Source organism: Nonomuraea sp. LP-02, assembly GCF_036289125.1.
GTDB lineage: Bacteria > Actinomycetota > Actinomycetes > Streptosporangiales > Streptosporangiaceae > Nonomuraea > Nonomuraea bangladeshensis.
Genome location: NZ_JAXCLK010000001.1, coordinates 5,333,845 through 5,349,225, shown reverse-complemented (window position 1 = coordinate 5,349,225; position 15,381 = coordinate 5,333,845). Strand labels below are relative to the sequence as shown.

Here is a 15,381-nt window from a genome sequence, read left to right as displayed (position 1 = left end):
CTCAGTAGTTTAGGAGCAGCCTGTCCAGCACCCGAACGCCGAACTGCAGCGCCTCGACCGGCACCCGCTCGTCCACGCCGTGGAACATCGCCGCGAAGTCCATCCCGGCGGGCAGGCGCAGCGGCACGAACCCGAACCCGCGCACCTCCAGGTCGGCGAAGAACGTCTTGTTGTCCGTGCCGCCCGACATGCAGTAGGGGATCGCCCGCGCCGTCGGGTCCTCGGCCTTCAGCGCCGCGATCATGGACTCCACCAGCGCCCCGTCGAACGACGTCTCCAGCGCGATGTCGTGGTGGATGAACTCGCGCCGCACCTTCGGCCCGAGGAGGGAGTCGATCGTCTTGAAGAAGTCCTGCTCGAAGCCGGGCAGGAAGCGTCCGTCGATCACCGCCGTGGCCTGGCCGGGGATGACGTTGGACTTGTAGCCGGCGGTGAGCTGGGTGGGGTTCGTGGTGTTGCGGAGCGTCGCGCCCACGAACCGCACCAGCGGCCCGATCTCGTCCAGCACCGGCTGGGGGTCGTCCTCGTCGAACGGGATCCCGAAGGCGTCCGCCACCTCGGTGAGGAAGGTGCGCACGGTCGGCGTGTACGTGAGCGGCCAGTCGTGCTCACCGATCCGCGCCACCGCGCGGGCGACCTCGGTCACCGCGTTGTCGCCGTTGAGCATCGAGCCGTGCCCGGCGGTGCCGTCGGCGATCAGCTTCATCCAGGCCAGGCCCTTCTGGGCGGTCTCGATGAGGTAGAGCCGCAGCGACGGGTCCACCTCCAGCGAGTAGCCGCCGACCTCGCTGATCGCCTCGGTGACGCCCTCGAACAGCTCGGGGTGGTGGGCGGTGAGGTGTTTGGCGCCGTACACGCCGCCGGCCTCCTCGTCGGCCACCCAGGCGAAGACGAGGTCGCGGCGGGGCCGCCGGCCCTCGCGCTTGAGCTGGCGCAGCACGGCCAGCATCATGGCGTCCATGTCCTTCATGTCCACCGCGCCGCGGCCCCAGATGTAGCCGTCGCGCACCTCCCCGGCGAACGGGTCCACCGACCAGTCGGCGGCGTTGGCCGGCACCACGTCCAGGTGGCCGTGCACGAGCAGCGCGGGCAGCGACGGGTCGGTGCCCTCCACGCGGGTGACGACGTTGCCGCGGCCGGGCTCGCTCTCCACGTAGGTGGCCTCGACGCCGACCTCGGCCAGCCGCGCCATGACGACCTCGGCCGCGGCCCGCTCGCCGGGGCCGCTGCCGTCCCCGTAGTTGCTGCTGTCCACGCGGATCAGCTCCACGCAGAGGTCGGCGACCTCCTGCTCGGCGGGCGTCAGTGACTCGGCAGATGTCATGTCGTCTTCTCCAGGGTGAGCAGTCCGGACTTGCGGAGGTGGCCGCGCTTGTAGGCGCGGGTGATCAGGGTCAGGTCGCTGTCGGCGATCTCGTCGTACGAGCCGACGACGCCGGTCATGAAACGGTAGAGGTCGGCCTCGTGGGCGGTGACCACCTGGACGATCAGGGAGTGGGTGCCCGAGGTGGCGGCACAGTAGCGCACGTTGGGGTGCCCGGCCAGCCGCTGTCCGACCAGGTCCAGCGCGTACGGCCGGACCTTGAGCCACAGCATGGCCTCCACCTCCAGCCCGAGCAGCGCGGGCTCGACCTCGGCGCGGGGCAGCAGCAGCCGCCGCTCCAGCAGGGAGGCGACCCGGCGGCGGGCGGTCGGCACGGACACGTCGAGGCGTTCGGCGACGGCGGTGAAGGCGATGCGGCCGTCGGCGGTCAGCAGCTCGGCGATCTCCTGCTCCAGAGGTGTCAGCCGTTCGACGTCGGGCAGTGCGTCCGGGGGCGGCGGCGGGCTCAGCTCGGCGACCTCCTCCTCGGTCAGGTAGGGCGCGTGCCACTCGGCGACGGTGCGGAAGGTGTGGAGGACGACCTGCGTCTGTGTCTGCAGCACTCCGCCGACGGCGCTGATCTCGGTGGACAGGGTGCGGTGCAGGGCCTCCCGCGACGGCGAGACCAGCTCGCAGCCGAGGTCGGCCGCGCCGGTCAGGGCGTAGACCGAGCGCGTGTCGGGCCGGTCGGCCAGGGCCTCGGCGACCTTGGGCGCGCTGCCCGGCCGTACGTGGACGTGCAGGTGCGCGGGCCGCCCGTGCCCGGTGCGGAAGTCGTCGTAGATGGCCGTGACCCGGACCACGCCCTCGGCGATGAGGCGCTGGAGGCGGCGCGCGACCGTGCGCTCGTGCTCGCCGACGGCGCGGGCGATCTCGCCCCACGAGGCGCGCGGGCTCACCTGGAGAGCGGCGACCAGGCGCCGGTCGAGAACGTCCACCCGCGACCCTCCCCATGTCGGGAAAGTAAAAGAATTACGAGACATTTGACTGATTCGCGCTTACCCCTGCACAGTAAGCCATCAGGCACCCGTCAGCAAAGGAGCCTCCGTGGCGACACCCCCTCTGTCGCGATCACCTCTCGGCATCCCCAAGAGCCGGGTCCGTCAGCTCATGGCGGCGAGCATCGGCAACGTCGTCGAGTGGTACGACTGGTACGCCTACACCTTCCTGGCGATCTACTTCTCCTCCCAGGTCTTCCCCAGCGGCGCGGCCAACAGCCTGGTGCCGCTGCTCAGCTCGTTCGCGGTCTTCGCGGTCGGGTTCTTCATGCGCCCGCTCGGCGGCCTGCTCGTCGGCGCGTTCGCCGACCGCTACGGCCGCAAGTCCGCCATGACGTTCACCATCGTGCTGATGGGCGCGGGCTCGCTGCTGGTCGGACTGACCCCGACGTACGAGGCCGTCGGCGTGCTCGCGCCGATCATCCTGACCCTCGCCCGGCTGGTGCAGGGCCTGTCGGTGGGCGGTGAGTTCGCCGCCGCGACCACGTTCCTGGTGGAGTCGGCCCCGCCCGGCCGGCGCGGCCTGTTCTCCAGCTTCCAGTACGTCAGCACCACCATCGGCCAGCTCCTCGCCTCCGGCCTGGCGGCGCTGCTGGCCACGGCGCTCGCCGAGAGCGACATGAGCTCCTACGGCTGGCGGATCCCGTTCGTCGTGGGCGCCGTGCTCAGCCTCGTGGGCCTGTGGATCCGCAAGGGCGCCGACGAGACCTCGGCCGTGGCGGAGGGCATCAGGCGGGGCGAGACGGAGCGGCCGAGGATGTTCGAGTTCCTCAGGCACCACCCGCGCTCGGCGGCCACCATCGTCGGCATCACGGTCGCCGGCACCGTGGCGTACTACACCTGGACCAGCTTCCTGCCGACCTACGCGCAGATCACCGTCGGCTTCGACAAGGCGGACTCGCTCCAGATCGGCACCATCTCGCTGGTCTTCTTCATGATCCTGCAGCCGCTGCTCGGCATGCTGTCGGACCGGATCGGGCGCCGGCCGATGCTGATCGCGTTCGGGCTCGGGTTCCTGATCCTGCCGGTGCCGCTGCTCGGGCTGCTCACCACGTCCTATGGCAGCCTGCTGGCCGTGCAGCTCATCGGCATGGTGTTCCTCGGCTGCTTCACCTCGATCTCGGCCGCGGTCAACGCCGAGCTCTTCCCGACGCGGGTGCGGGCGGCGGGGGCGGGGTTCCCGTACTCGCTGACCGTGGCGCTCTTCGGCGGCACCGCGCCGCTCATCGGCACCGCGCTGCAGGAGGCCGGCAACCCCGGCCTCTTCCCGTGGTACATGTCGGCGCTGGCGCTGATCTCCACGCTGGTCTACGTCTTCGTGCTGCGCGAGACCAAGGACCAGCCGCTGAGCTGAGGCCTCAGAACGAGGTGCAGGGGCGCTCCCGCAGCTCCTTGACGTAGTCGTCGGGAGCGCCCGCCCGCTCGGCCGCCTCCGCGAGGCTGCCGAGGTAGCGGGCGGATGGCAGGCCGCCCTCGTAGCCGTCGAGCACGTAGAACCAGGCGAGCACGTCGCCGTCGAGCGTCTGGACCCGCAGCCGCACCTTGTGATAGGCGCCGCGGACCGCGCCCTCCCACTGGTCGAGCGAGGTCTCCTCCCACTCGGGCACGTCGTAGAGGACGACGAACACGTGCTCGTCGGGGTCCTCGACGATCGTGGCGAGCGCTCCGCCCCAGGCCGGGTCGTGCCCGCCGAAGGTCAGCCGCCAGCCGGGCAACCAGCCGACACCCCGGATCGGGGAGTGCGGGGCGCGCATGGCCATCTGCTCTGGATCGAGGTTGCTGCCGTAGGCGGCGTACACAGGCACAGCAGCCAAGACTAGCGCTTGGAGGGCCGACCCGTTCGATGTCACGCCGTGGCATGCGCGAGAATGGACACGTGACGAGGATCGTGATCATCGGTGGCGGACCAGGCGGCTACGAGGCGGCGCTGGTGGCCGCTCAGCTAGGCGGACAGGTCACGATGGTCGAGCAGGACGGCCCCGGCGGCGCGTGCGTGCTGACCGACTGCGTGCCGTCCAAGACGCTGATCGCGACCTCCGTCCGCAAGCAGGCGCTGCTCGACGCGCCCTCGCTGGGCATCTCCTTCGACGGCGGTCTCGACGGCGACGCCGGCACGGTCGGCGTCGATCTGCCGCTGGTCAACAAGCGGGTCAAGGAGCTGGCGCGGGCCCAGTCCGCCGACATCGCGGCCCGGGTCGAGGCCGAGGGCGTCGAGATCATCAAGGCCCGCGGCCGGCTGGTCGATCCGCAGGTCGTGCGGGCCGGCGACCGCACCATCAGGGCCGACGTGGTGCTCGTGGCGACCGGCGCGACGCCGCGCGTGCTGCCGGGGGCCGAGCCCGACGGCGAGCGCATACTCAACTGGCGGCAGCTCTACGACCTGGAGGAGCTGCCCGAGCACCTGATCGTGGTCGGCTCCGGGGTGACCGGGGCCGAGTTCGCCGGCGCCTACCGCTCGCTCGGCTCGGAGGTCACGCTGGTCTCCAGCCGCGACCGGATGATGCCCAACGAGGACGCCGACGGCGCCGAGGTGCTCGAAGAGGTCTACCGCCGGCGTGGCATGAACGTCATGGGCCGCTCCCGGGCCTCCTCCGTCAAGCGCACCGCCGACGGCGTCGTGGTCACCCTGGAGGACGGCCGCACGGCCGAGGGCACGCACGCGCTGATGACGGTCGGCATGATCCCCAACACCTCCGGCATGGGCCTGGAGGAGGCCGGCGTCCAGCTCGACCGGGGCGGCTTCATCAAGGTCGACAAGGTCTCGCGCACCTCCGCGCCCGGCGTGTACGCCGCCGGCGACTGCACGGGCGTGCTCATGCTGGCCTCGGTCGCCGCCATGCAGGGCCGCATCGCGGTGTGGCACGCGCTCGGCGAGGCCGTGCAGCCGCTGCGGCTGGCCACCGTGGCCTCCAACATCTTCACCGACCCCGAGATCGCGGCCGTCGGCGTGGCGCAGCGGGCCATCGAGGCCGGCGAGATCGAGGCCAACGTCGTCAAGCTGCCGCTGGCCACCAACGCGCGGGCCAAGATGCAGGGCTTCAACGACGGCTTCGTCAAGGTGTTCTGCCGCCCGCACACCGGCATCGTGCTCGGCGGGGTCGTGGTGGCGCCGCGCGCCTCCGAGCTGATCCTCGCGGTGTCGGTGGCCGTGCAGCAGCGGCTGACGGTCGATCAGCTCGCGCACACCTTCGCGGTCTACCCGTCGCTGTCCGGCTCGATCACCGAGGCCGCCCGCCGCCTCATGCAGCCGCAGACCGACTCGGGCATCTGACCTCACTCCACGCGCACCGCCGGGGGCCGACCCCCGGCGGTGTTTTCGTGTGCTCGTCGGCCGCGCTCAACCGTTGACGTTTGTTGGTATGGGCACCAAACTAACTCACGGAGTTGGCGCAGCCGTTCAAAGGAGCTCCCATGCCCTATCGCCCCCCGTTGGTCGCGCACGAGTACTTCGTCGCGGACCCGCCGGAGCTGCCGGTCCGTACGCGAGGCGAGGGCGGCCTGTCGGCGGTGACCTCGGCCGAGCTGGTCGCGGCCGACGGCGCCGAGGTGATGCTCAAGGCGGTCACCACGGCGGAGGAGACGCTGGTCGTCCAGGTGGGCGTGGCCGGCGAGGGCGTGATCCGGGTGCGGCTGTCGGAGGACGCGGCGGCCCGCCCCCGCTCGGCGGCGGCCATCGAGCTGGTGAACCCCGGCACGTACTCAGGGGCCCGTGCCGGGGTCACGCCCGGCGAGCCGATCGTCGTGGACGCGGGCCCGCTCCGGGCCGAGATCCGGCTCGCCCCGTGGCACCTGCGCTTCACCGACGCCGCCGGGCGCACGCTCGTCGAGCAGGACCGCGGCCACATCGACATCAGCGGCCGGCTGCGCACGCTGCCGTTCGGCCGCTCCAGCGCGGGCGGGAGCGCCGTCGCCTATCACGAGAGCTTCGCCGCCGCGCCCGACGAGGCGTTCACCGGCTTCGGGGAGTCCTTCACTCGGCTGGACAAGCGCGGGCAGCGGCCGCTCATGTGGAACTTCGACGCCTTCGGCGCGGAGTCGCCGCGCGCCTACAAGAACGTCCCCCTCTACCTGTCCAGCCGCGGCTACGGCGTGCTGCTCGACAGCGGCGCGCCGAGCGAGTTCGACGTCTGCCAGTCCACGCACAGCGTGGTGCAGCTGGTGGTGCCCGACGACGTCCTCGACTACTACGTGATCGCCGGGCCGACGCCGCCGGAGATCCTCGACCGCTACGACCGGCTGACCTGCCGGCCCGCACTGCCGCCGAAGTGGGCGTTCGGCACCTGGATCTCCTCCGGGTTCTGCGTGGACAGCCAGGAGCGGGTGCTGAACCGGGCGCGCACGATCAGGGAGCGTGGCATCCCGTGCGACGTGCTGCATCTGGACACGTACTGGCAGAGCGACGGGCACTGGTCGGACCTGCGGTGGGACCCGGTCAACTTCCCCGAGCCGGAGCGGATGCTGGACGAGCTGCACGGGATGGGGTTCAAGGTCTGCCTGTGGATGAACCCGTACGTGTCGCACCTGAGCCCGGCGTTCGGGCCGGCCGCCGACGCCGGATATTTCTTGAAAAATGAGCATGGCGAGCCGTACGTCGCCGACTGCTGGCACGGCTCCTTCCCCGCCTGCGGCATCGTCGACCTGACCAACCCGGCCGCCGTCGCCTGGTTCCAGGGGCTGCTGCGCGACCTGCTGCGCCAGGGCGTGGACGCCTTCAAGACCGACTTCGCCGAGGGCGTCCCCGCCGACGCCGTCGCCGCCAACGGCATGACCGGCACCGACCTGCACAACGTCTACACCCTGCTGTTCAACGACGCCGTCGCCGACGTCACCCGCGAGGTCAACGGGCACTCCCTCGTGTGGGCGCGCTCGTCGTACCTGGGCGGGCAGCGCCACAGCGCCCAGTGGAACGGCGACACCTACACCAGCTACGCCGCCATGGGCAGCACGATCAGGGGCGGGCTCGCGCACGGCCTGTCCGGCGTGCCGTTCTGGAGCCACGACGCCGGCGGCTTCACCGGCCGCCCCAGCGACGACCTGTACGTCCGCTGGACCCAGTTCGGCGCCCTGTCCCCGCTGATCCGCCTGCACGGCACGACCACCCGCGAGCCGTGGGAGTTCCCCGCCGTCGAGGAGCAGGCCGTGGCCGCGCTCAAGCTGCGCTACCGGCTCATGCCCTACCTCTACTCGGCGGCCGTCGAGGCGGCGGCCACCGGCGCGCCCATGATGCGGGCCCTCTGCGTGGACTTCCCCGAGGACCCGGTCGCCTGGCAGGCCGACCTGGAGTACCTGCTCGGCCCTGACCTGCTCGTCGCCCCCATGACCTCGCCGGAGGGCGTCCGCCAGGTCTACCTGCCGCGCGGCACGTGGATCGACTACTGGACCGGCGACACCCTGGGCGGCGGCCGGTACGTCACCGCCGCCAAGCCGCTCGACCAGATCCCCCTGTACGTCCGGCACGGCGCGCTCATCCCCGTCACCGACGCGGGCGACACCGTGACCGTGCCGGAGGAGATCACGCTCGTCGCCTTCGGGGGCGGTGACGGCACGACCAGCGTGCACGACGAGGACGGCGTGACGTTCGCCGTCGCCACCAGGCACGGCGACGAGCTGCGCGTCGCCGTCACCGGCCCGAAGCGCGTCACCGGGATCGAGATCGTCCCGGTGGCCGGAGCTCCCGCCCGGGCCGTCCTTCAGTAACACCCCCCTTGGAGGGATCATGGTGAGATTCAGAGGCGCCGCGGTGCTGGCCGCCGCGGTCCTGGTCCTGTCGGCCTGCGGCTCGGGCTCGGAGACCCCCGCGCCCGCGTCGAGCTCCCAGCCGCGCGTGCTGAAGCTCTGGCACTACGAGAGCGCCGACAGCGCCATGGGCAAGGCGTGGGACGAGGCGATCAAGAAGTTCGAGGCGTCGCACCCCAATGTGAAGGTCCAGTTCGAGGCCAAGGGCTTCGAGCAGATCCAGAAGACGGCCAGCATGGTGCTGAACTCCGACGAGGCGCCCGACATCATGGAGTACAACAAGGGCAACGCCACCGCCGGGCTGCTGTCCAAGCAGGGCCTGCTGACCGACCTCACCGAGGAGGCCGCCAAGCGCGGCTGGGACAAGCTCCTGCCCGGCGGCCTCCAGACCACCGCCAAGTACGACGACCGCGGCGTCATGGGCAACGGCAACTGGTACGGCGTCCCCAACTACGGCGAGTTCGTGATGGTCTATTACAACAAGGACCTGTTCGCCAAGCACAAGGTGGAGGTCCCGACCTCGTTCGAGGAGTTCACGGCGGCCCTGGACACCTTCGTCAAGGCGGGCGTGACGCCCATCGCCAACGCCGGCGCCGAGTACCCGGCGCAGCAGATCCTCTACCAGCTCGCGCTCACCAAGGCGCAGAAGCCGTGGCTGTCGGCGTTCCAGTCCTACCAGGGCAAGGTGGACTTCCACGGTCCCGAGTTCACCTACGGCGCGCAGACCTTCGCCGACTGGGTGAAGAAGGGCTACATCGCCAAGAACTCCTCCGGCCTCAAGGCCGAGGACATGGGCGTGGCGTTCATGAACGGCAAGTTCCCGATGATGATCAGCGGGAGCTGGTGGTACGGCCGCGTCGCCTCCACGATCAAGGACTTCGAGTGGGGGCACTTCCTGTTCCCCGGCGCCACGCTCTCGCCCGGTTCCAGCGGCAACCTGTGGATCGTCCCCGAGAAGTCGGAGAACAAGGACCTGGCCTACGACTTCATCGACATCACCATGAGCAAGGACATCCAGAACCTGCTCGGCAACTCCGGCGGGCTGCCCGTGGCCGCCGACCCGGCCGCGATCACCGACGCGCGGAGCAAGGAGCTGATCGAGACCTTCAACAAGCTCACCAGCACCGACGGCCTGGCCTTCTACCCCGACTGGCCGGCCCCCGGCTACTACGACGTCCTGGTGGCCGGCGTCCAGAACCTCATCAACGGCAGCAAGACGCCCGAGCAGGTGCTGGACGAGATCGCGGGGCCGTACGAGGACAACCTCGCCGACATTGGCAACTGAATGAGCGTGCGCACGAGGGGATACTGGCTCTACCTGGTCCCCAGCCTCGTCCTGTTCACGGCCGTGATCGTCGTGCCGTTCCTGATGAACGCAGGCGCGAGCCTCACCCGCTGGTCCGGGGTGGGCACGCCGCGCTGGGTCGGGTTCGACAACTACGCCCGGCTGCTGCAGGACGAGCGGTTCTGGCAGTCGTTCCAGCACAACGTGGGGCTGATCGTGGCGATGGCCGTCGTGCCGACCGCGATCGGCCTCGTGCTGGCGGCGGCGCTGTTCGACTACATCGGCAAGCGGTTCGGGCCGCGCACGGCCTCGGCGCTGCGCGCGGCGTACTACCTGCCGCAGGTCCTGCCGGTGGCGGTGGCCGGCGTGGTGTGGGGCTGGCTCCTGCACCCGTCGTACGGCGCCGTCAACGAGCTGCTCGGCCTGGACCTCGACTGGCTCGGCGACCCCGACCTGGCGCTGGCCACGGTCATGGCCGTCATGGTGTGGTTCCAGCTCGGCTATCCGGTCGTCATCTTCATGGCCGGGTTGCAGCGCGTCGATCCGGCCTACTACGAGGCGGCCGAGATCGACGGGGCCTCCTGGTTCCGGAGGTTCTGGCACATCACGATCCCGCAGATCCGGCCGGAGATCTTCGTGGTGCTGCTGACGTGCACGATCGCCGCGCTCAAGGTGTTCGGGCCGATCTTCGTGCTGACCAGGGGAGGGCCGGGCAACGCGACCATGGTGCCGTCGTACTTCTCGTACCTGAACTTCTTCCAGAAGAGCAACGTCGGGTACGGCTCGGCCATCGCCACGGTGCTGGCGCTGATCATCATCGTGGTGACGTTCCTGTTCCTGCGCGTCCAGGAGCGTGACCGGTGAGGGGGCCGGGGCGCTGGGCGGTGCTGGCCGCGCTGGCCGTGCTCGCGGTCGTCATGCTGTTCCCGTTCGCGCTGGTGGCGCTCAACGCGGTCAAGTCGCCGGCGGACTACAGCACGCAGGGGCCGCTCGCCCTGCCGGACGGGCTCTACCTCCAGGGCCTGGTCGACTTCTGGAACCGGGTCGGCTTCGGCGGCAAGCTCTGGAACAGCTTCCTGATCAGCGGCTCCGTGGCGGTGCTCGCCGTGGTGCTGTCGGTGCTCAACGCGTACGCGCTGGGCATCGGCCGGGTCAAGGGGCGGCTGTCGATCCTGGTGCTGTTCCTGGTGGCCAACACGCTGCCGCAGGAGGCGCTGGCCTACCCGCTGTACTACCTGGCCAAGGCCGTGGGGCTGTACGACACCCAGCTCGCCGTGATCATCGTCATGACCGTGATCCAGGCGGCGTTCGGCACGTACCTGCTGAGCGCGGTGCTGGGCCAGTTCCCGAAGGAGATCCTGGAGGCCGCGGCCATCGACGGCGCGGGGCGGCTGCGCGCCCTGTGGCAGATCGTGGTGCCGATCAGCAGGCCCACGCTCAACGTCCTGCTGATCTTCTTCTTCATCTGGACCTGGAACGAGTTCTTCCTGCCGCTCGTCTTCCTCATCTCCAACGACACCCAGACGGTGCCTGTCGCCCTCGCCGTCCTGCAGGGGGAGAAGTACATGGACGCCACCATGTCCAGCGCCTCCGCCCTGCTCGGCATCGTGCCGGCGGTCGCCTTCTTCCTGATCTTCCAGCGCACGCTGACCCGAGGTGTGACGGTCGGCGCCATCAAGTGACGGAGTGCCCATGCGTTCACGTGTCCCGTTATTAGCCACCCTGACCCTGGCGGCCTCGCTGCTCGCGGCGCCGGCCGCCCAGGCGGGCGGTACAGTGGCGGACTTCCCGTTCCAGAACCCGCGCCTGCCCCTGGAGCAGCGGGTGGACGACCTGCTCGGCCGGCTCACGCTGGACGAGAAGCTGGGCCTGCTGCACCAGTCGCAGGCCGCGATCCCGCGCCTCGGCATCGCCTACCACAAGAACGGCACCGAGGCCCTGCACGGCGTCGCCTGGTCCAACGACCTCAACGACGGCTGGCGGCAGAAGTTCGCAAGCGGCACGGTGTTCCCGCAGGCCGTCGGCCTGGCCAGCACCTGGGACCCGGCCCTCATCAGGAAGGTCGGCTCGGCCGTCGGCGACGAGGCGCGCGGCTACAACGCCGCCGACCCGGTGGTGTGGGGCACCCAGGTGTGGGCTCCCGTGGTCGACCTGCTGCGCGATCCGCGGGCGGGCCGCAACGAGGAGGGCTACTCGGAGGATCCGTACCTGACGGGGGCGATCTCGACCGCGTACGGCAAGGGCCTCCAGGGCGACGACCCCTTCTACCTGAAGACCGCGCCGGTGCTGAAGCACTACCTCGCCTACAACAACGAGACCGACCGCGGGATCACCTCCTCGAACCTGACGCCCAAGCTCAAGCACGAGTACTACGAGCAGGCGTTCAAGGCGGCGATCTCGGCGGACGCGGCGACCGGCGTCATGGCCTCCTACAACCTGGTCAACGGCCGCCCGAACCACGTCAACCCGGACCTCGACGCCGTGGTCCGCTCGTGGACCGGCAAGACCCTCTACAACGTCAGCGATGCCTGGGGCCCGCACGCGCTCACCGACCTGGAGCACTACTACGACACCAAGCCCGAGGCGTTCGCCGCGGTGCTCAAGTCGGGGCTCGACAGCTACACCATCGACGACAGCAACAGCGGCCCGATGATCACGCATCTCAAGTCGGCGCTGGACCAGGGCCTGATCGCCGAGTCCGACGTGAACGACGCGGTGCGGCACGTCCTGTCGATCAGGACCAGGCTCGGCCACTTCGACCCGGACGGCGGGCCGTACAAGAAGATCACGCCGGCGGTGATCAACAGCCCGGCGAACCAGAAGCTCAACAGGGAGACCGCGGCCAAGGCCGCCGTGCTGCTGCGCAACTCCGGGACGCTGCCGCTCGCCCGGCCGAAGTCCGCGGCCGTGGTCGGGCCGCTGGCCGACCGGCTGCACCGGGACTGGTACTCGGGGCAGTTCCCGTACCAGGTGACGCCGCTGGCCGGGATCAAGGAGCGGGTCGGTGACGTCAGCACCGGGCAGGGGCTGGAGCGCGTCGCGCTCAAGCACCTGGCCTCCGGCAAGTACGTCACCGCCACCGGCGCCGGCCCCGACGACAACGCCGCGCTGCTCGACACCGCGCCCACGGCCGCCTCCCAGTGGGACCTCACCGACTGGACCGGCGGCGTCTCCACGCTGCGCAACGCGGGCAACGGCAAGCTGCTCGGCGGCGACTGGCGCTCGCTCGACACCGACGACGCCGAGCCCGACGGCTGGTACGTGCAGCAGCAGTTCGCCCTGGAGCGGCAGTCCGACGGCAGCTACCTCATCCGGTACGCCGGTTATGAGACGGTCGAGGGCTGGTTCGGGCTGTCCGACCCGTATGTGACCGTCACCGCGGACGGCGCCCTGGCCCTCGCCCCGAAGGCCGAGGCGGCGAAGTTCGGCAAGGAGGTCGTCTCCGACGGCATCGCCGAGGCCGCCGCGCAGGCCGCCAAGGCGGAGGTCGCGGTCGTGGTCGTGGGCAGCCACCCGTTCGTGTCCGGCCGCGAGTTCCACGACCGGCCGAACCTGCAACTCGGCGAGGGGCAGCGGCGGCTCATCGAGGCCGTGCGCAAGGCCAACAAGAAGACCGTCGTGGTGCTGGAGACCAGCTACCCGGTCATCGTGGACGCCCCGACGCTGCTGTGGACCACGCACGCGGGCGCGGAGACCGGGCACGCGGTCGCCGACGTGCTCTTCGGCGACGTCAACCCGGCGGGCCGGCTCACCCAGACCTGGCCGGCGAGCGACGACCTGCCGAGCAGGTTCGACTACGACCTGACCAAGACCGGCATGACCTACCTGTACGGGAAGGACCGGCCGCTCTACGCGTTCGGGCACGGGCTGAGCTACACCAGCTTCGGCTACCAGGCGCTCAGGGTCCAGGGCGAGCAGGTGAGCGTCAAGGTCACCAACACCGGCCGGGTCCGTGGCGACGAGGTCGTGCAGCTCTACACGCACCAGCGCGAGTCCCGCTTCGTCCAGCCGGTCAAGCAGTTGCGCGGCTTCCAGCGGGTCACCCTCGACCCGGGCGAGAGCCGCACGGTCACCTTCCCGCTGAAGAAGTCCGGCCTCGCGGTGTGGGACCACACGCGCGGCAAGTGGGTCGTCGAGACAGCCACCCATGACGTGCTCGTCGGCTCGGCCTCCGACCGGATCAGGCAGACGACGACGCTGCGCGTGTCCGGCGAGAGCGTCCCGGTCCGTGACCTGACGCGGACCACCCGGGCGATGGACTTCGACGACTACTCCGGTGTCGTCTTCGCCGACGAGAGCAAGGTCGCCGGCGAGGTCGTCGAGGGCTCGGCGGGCGACTGGGTGTCGTTCACCAAGGCGTCGTGGGGCTCGCGGCTGACTGCGGCGGTGGCGTCGGCGGGCGGCGGCTCGTTCGAGGTGCGCTCCGGCTCGCCGACCGGCCCGCTGCTCGCCACCGTGCCGGTGCCCGCCACGGGCGGGATCTATCAGTACGGGACGGTGAGCGCGACGGTGAAGGCCGGCTCGGGCGCGCTGTACCTGGTGTTCAAGGGCGACCTGCGGCTGAAGGACTTCGCCCTGGCCTGATGACTTCCGTGGCGGCCATGAGCATGGTCATGGCCGCCACGGAACCCCTTTGGATAGTACAGTTATCTAGTAGACAGATAGTGCCACTATCCAATGAGGGAGTCGTGATGACGGTAATCGTCCTGCTGGTCGCCACCCTGGCGTTCCGGTCGCTGGGCGCGCTGGGCGTGACCCGGTTCGCCACCTGGCGGGTCAGCGCCGCCCACGGGCTGGCCGTCATGCTGGTCATGACGGCCAGTGCGCACTTCGTCCCGGCGAGCGTGACGTTCATGCCGAACCACGCCGACATGGTGGCGATGGTGCCGCCGTTCGTGCCGTTCCCCGCCTTCGTCGTCTATCTGACCGGCGTGCTGGAGCTGGCCGGGGCGGCCGGGCTCGTGCTGGAGCGCACCCGGCGGGCCGCCGGGATCTGCCTGGCGCTGCTGTTCGCCGCCATGCTGCCGGCGAACGTGTACGCCGCGCTCAACGACGTCACGCTCGGCGGCGAGCCCGCCACGCCGATGTGGCAGCGCGTGCCCGAGCAGGTCCTCTACATCGCGATCGCGCTCTGGGCGGCTATCGAGGTCCGCGCGCGTAGCCTCGCACGTAGTCCACGGTGAACTCCTTCGGGTACGCGCCGGAGCCGGGACGGAACTCGTAGACGCCGAGCATGAGCTGCATCGGGTAGGCCGGCGACTGCCGCACCGTCCGCACGTGCCGCCCGTCCACCTCGAACGACACCTGCTCCGGGGTCCAGTCGGCGGCGTACACGTGGAACTCGCGGGCGTCGATCGGCAGCTCCTCCACGGTGAAGTCGTCGATGATCGACGGGTCGCCGAAGGGGTGCACGCCCATGCCGACCCGTGCGCGGTCCGGGCCGACGTCCTTGCCGAAGATCTCGGCGACGCAGATCTCGGCCGAGCGCTCCGGCGCGTCCTCGTAGCCGATCATCCAGAGCGCGACCATGGAGTCCGGGTCGTCGAGGGCCTTCGCGCGCATCTCGATCCGGGCGTACTGCGGGGTGTAGAGCCGCCGCGCGGCCTGCTCCTCGCGGACCTTCAGGCCGCCGCGCCCGTGCTGGCCGACGGCGCTGCCGACCGGCCCCGAGAACACGCCCGTCTGGAGCGAGGAGACCCGCAGCTCGCCCTCGGCCTCCGGGTGCCACGGCGGCTGGTCCTCCTCGATGCGCAGCCGCAGCAGGCCGCCGCCCAGCCGGTGACGGGCCCGCGCCGCCTCCCGGCCGCTCCATTGGGGCAGGTAGGAGGGGACCCACTTCGTCTCGTCCAGGCGGTCGCCGTCGAAGACGTCCTCGAACTCCAGCACGTCCGTTGCTCCTTTAATTCGTTGTACGTCCAAACTATTGACCTTCGGCGCCGGGATGTGTGAGCCTTCTGGAGAAGCTCATGCGCGGAAGGCGCGGAGACGGTCAGGGTCTC

The 15,381-nt window shown here is 70.4% G+C and carries 12 protein-coding genes and 1 pseudogene; 9 read left to right on the top strand and 4 right to left on the bottom strand.

Features of this window, described 5'->3' with window-relative positions; translation table 11 throughout:
• Position 1: 1 nt before the first annotated feature.
• Both SMD20_RS24755 and SMD20_RS24750 read right to left on the bottom strand, forming a co-directional pair.
• Complete coding sequence (locus SMD20_RS24755) at positions 2 to 1,324, bottom strand: M20/M25/M40 family metallo-hydrolase (protein WP_329585093.1); 1,323 nt, start codon at positions 1,322 to 1,324, stop codon at positions 2 to 4.
• Positions 1,321 to 2,301: an Lrp/AsnC family transcriptional regulator gene (locus SMD20_RS24750; RefSeq protein WP_329585092.1), complete on the bottom strand. Its 981-nt coding sequence runs from the start codon at positions 2,299 to 2,301 to the stop codon at positions 1,321 to 1,323. Before SMD20_RS24750 ends, SMD20_RS24755 begins: the two co-directional genes overlap by 4 nt.
• A 109-nt stretch (positions 2,302 to 2,410) precedes the next feature.
• On the opposite strand from SMD20_RS24750, the gene SMD20_RS24745 reads away from it, so the two are divergent.
• Positions 2,411 to 3,715, top strand: a complete 1,305-nt coding sequence (locus SMD20_RS24745) for an MFS transporter (RefSeq protein ID WP_329585091.1) — start codon at positions 2,411 to 2,413, stop codon at positions 3,713 to 3,715.
• A 4-nt stretch (positions 3,716 to 3,719) separates the two neighbouring features.
• Here the strand turns inward: SMD20_RS24745 and SMD20_RS24740 are convergent, their stop codons facing one another.
• Entirely contained in the window at positions 3,720 to 4,166 is a 447-nt protein-coding gene (locus SMD20_RS24740; protein ID WP_329585090.1) for a gamma-glutamylcyclotransferase, read from the bottom strand.
• Between the two features lie 71 nt (positions 4,167 to 4,237).
• Here SMD20_RS24740 and SMD20_RS24735 point away from each other — a divergent pair, with 71 nt between their 5' ends.
• The 8 genes and pseudogenes from SMD20_RS24735 (at position 4,238) to SMD20_RS24705 (ending at position 14,565) form a co-directional block, all read left to right on the top strand.
• A complete protein-coding gene (locus SMD20_RS24735; RefSeq protein WP_329585089.1) occupies positions 4,238 to 5,632 on the top strand; it encodes an NAD(P)H-quinone dehydrogenase in 1,395 nt (464 codons plus the stop codon).
• A gap of 140 nt (positions 5,633 to 5,772) precedes the next feature.
• Positions 5,773 to 8,058, top strand: a complete 2,286-nt coding sequence (locus SMD20_RS24730) for a TIM-barrel domain-containing protein (protein WP_329585088.1) — start codon at positions 5,773 to 5,775, stop codon at positions 8,056 to 8,058.
• Positions 8,059 to 8,077: 19 nt separating this feature from the next.
• The gene (locus SMD20_RS24725) at positions 8,078 to 9,382 is read left to right on the top strand and encodes an ABC transporter substrate-binding protein (RefSeq protein WP_329585087.1); all 1,305 of its coding nucleotides are present in this window, start codon (positions 8,078 to 8,080) and stop codon (positions 9,380 to 9,382) included.
• Positions 9,383 to 9,500: 118 nt separating this feature from the next.
• A pseudogene (locus SMD20_RS48380) lies at positions 9,501 to 9,595 on the top strand (carbohydrate ABC transporter permease); the annotation flags it as partial.
• A gap of 9 nt (positions 9,596 to 9,604) precedes the next feature.
• The gene (locus SMD20_RS24720; RefSeq protein ID WP_442942608.1) at positions 9,605 to 10,246 is read left to right on the top strand and encodes a carbohydrate ABC transporter permease; all 642 of its coding nucleotides are present in this window, start codon (positions 9,605 to 9,607) and stop codon (positions 10,244 to 10,246) included.
• Positions 10,243 to 11,064, top strand: a complete 822-nt coding sequence (locus SMD20_RS24715) for a carbohydrate ABC transporter permease (protein WP_329585085.1) — start codon at positions 10,243 to 10,245, stop codon at positions 11,062 to 11,064. The genes SMD20_RS24720 and SMD20_RS24715 overlap by 4 nt, the downstream gene beginning before the upstream one ends.
• Positions 11,065 to 11,074: 10 nt before the next feature.
• Positions 11,075 to 13,966, top strand: a complete 2,892-nt coding sequence (locus tag SMD20_RS24710) for a glycoside hydrolase family 3 protein (RefSeq protein WP_329585083.1) — start codon at positions 11,075 to 11,077, stop codon at positions 13,964 to 13,966.
• 107 nt (positions 13,967 to 14,073) lie between these two features.
• A complete protein-coding gene (locus tag SMD20_RS24705; RefSeq protein ID WP_329585082.1) occupies positions 14,074 to 14,565 on the top strand; it encodes a DoxX family protein in 492 nt (163 codons plus the stop codon).
• On the opposite strand, the gene SMD20_RS24700 is transcribed toward SMD20_RS24705, so the two are convergent.
• Complete coding sequence (locus SMD20_RS24700; protein ID WP_329585081.1) at positions 14,522 to 15,268, bottom strand: glycoside hydrolase family 16 protein; 747 nt, start codon at positions 15,266 to 15,268, stop codon at positions 14,522 to 14,524. The two genes, SMD20_RS24705 and SMD20_RS24700, sit on opposite strands and share 44 nt — an antisense overlap.
• Between the last annotated feature and the right edge of the window lie 113 nt (positions 15,269 to 15,381).

Coding starts and splice junctions, on each gene's coding strand:
- SMD20_RS24755 (WP_329585093.1), bottom strand. CDS start 1,324: ATGACATCTGCCGAGTCACTGACGCCCGCCGAGCAGGAGGTCGCCGAC.
- SMD20_RS24730 (WP_329585088.1), top strand. CDS start 5,773: ATGCCCTATCGCCCCCCGTTGGTCGCGCACGAGTACTTCGTCGCGGAC.
- SMD20_RS24725 (WP_329585087.1), top strand. CDS start 8,078: ATGGTGAGATTCAGAGGCGCCGCGGTGCTGGCCGCCGCGGTCCTGGTC.
- SMD20_RS24720 (WP_442942608.1), top strand. CDS start 9,605: ATGGCCGTCGTGCCGACCGCGATCGGCCTCGTGCTGGCGGCGGCGCTG.
- SMD20_RS24710 (WP_329585083.1), top strand. CDS start 11,075: ATGCGTTCACGTGTCCCGTTATTAGCCACCCTGACCCTGGCGGCCTCG.
- SMD20_RS24705 (WP_329585082.1), top strand. CDS start 14,074: ATGACGGTAATCGTCCTGCTGGTCGCCACCCTGGCGTTCCGGTCGCTG.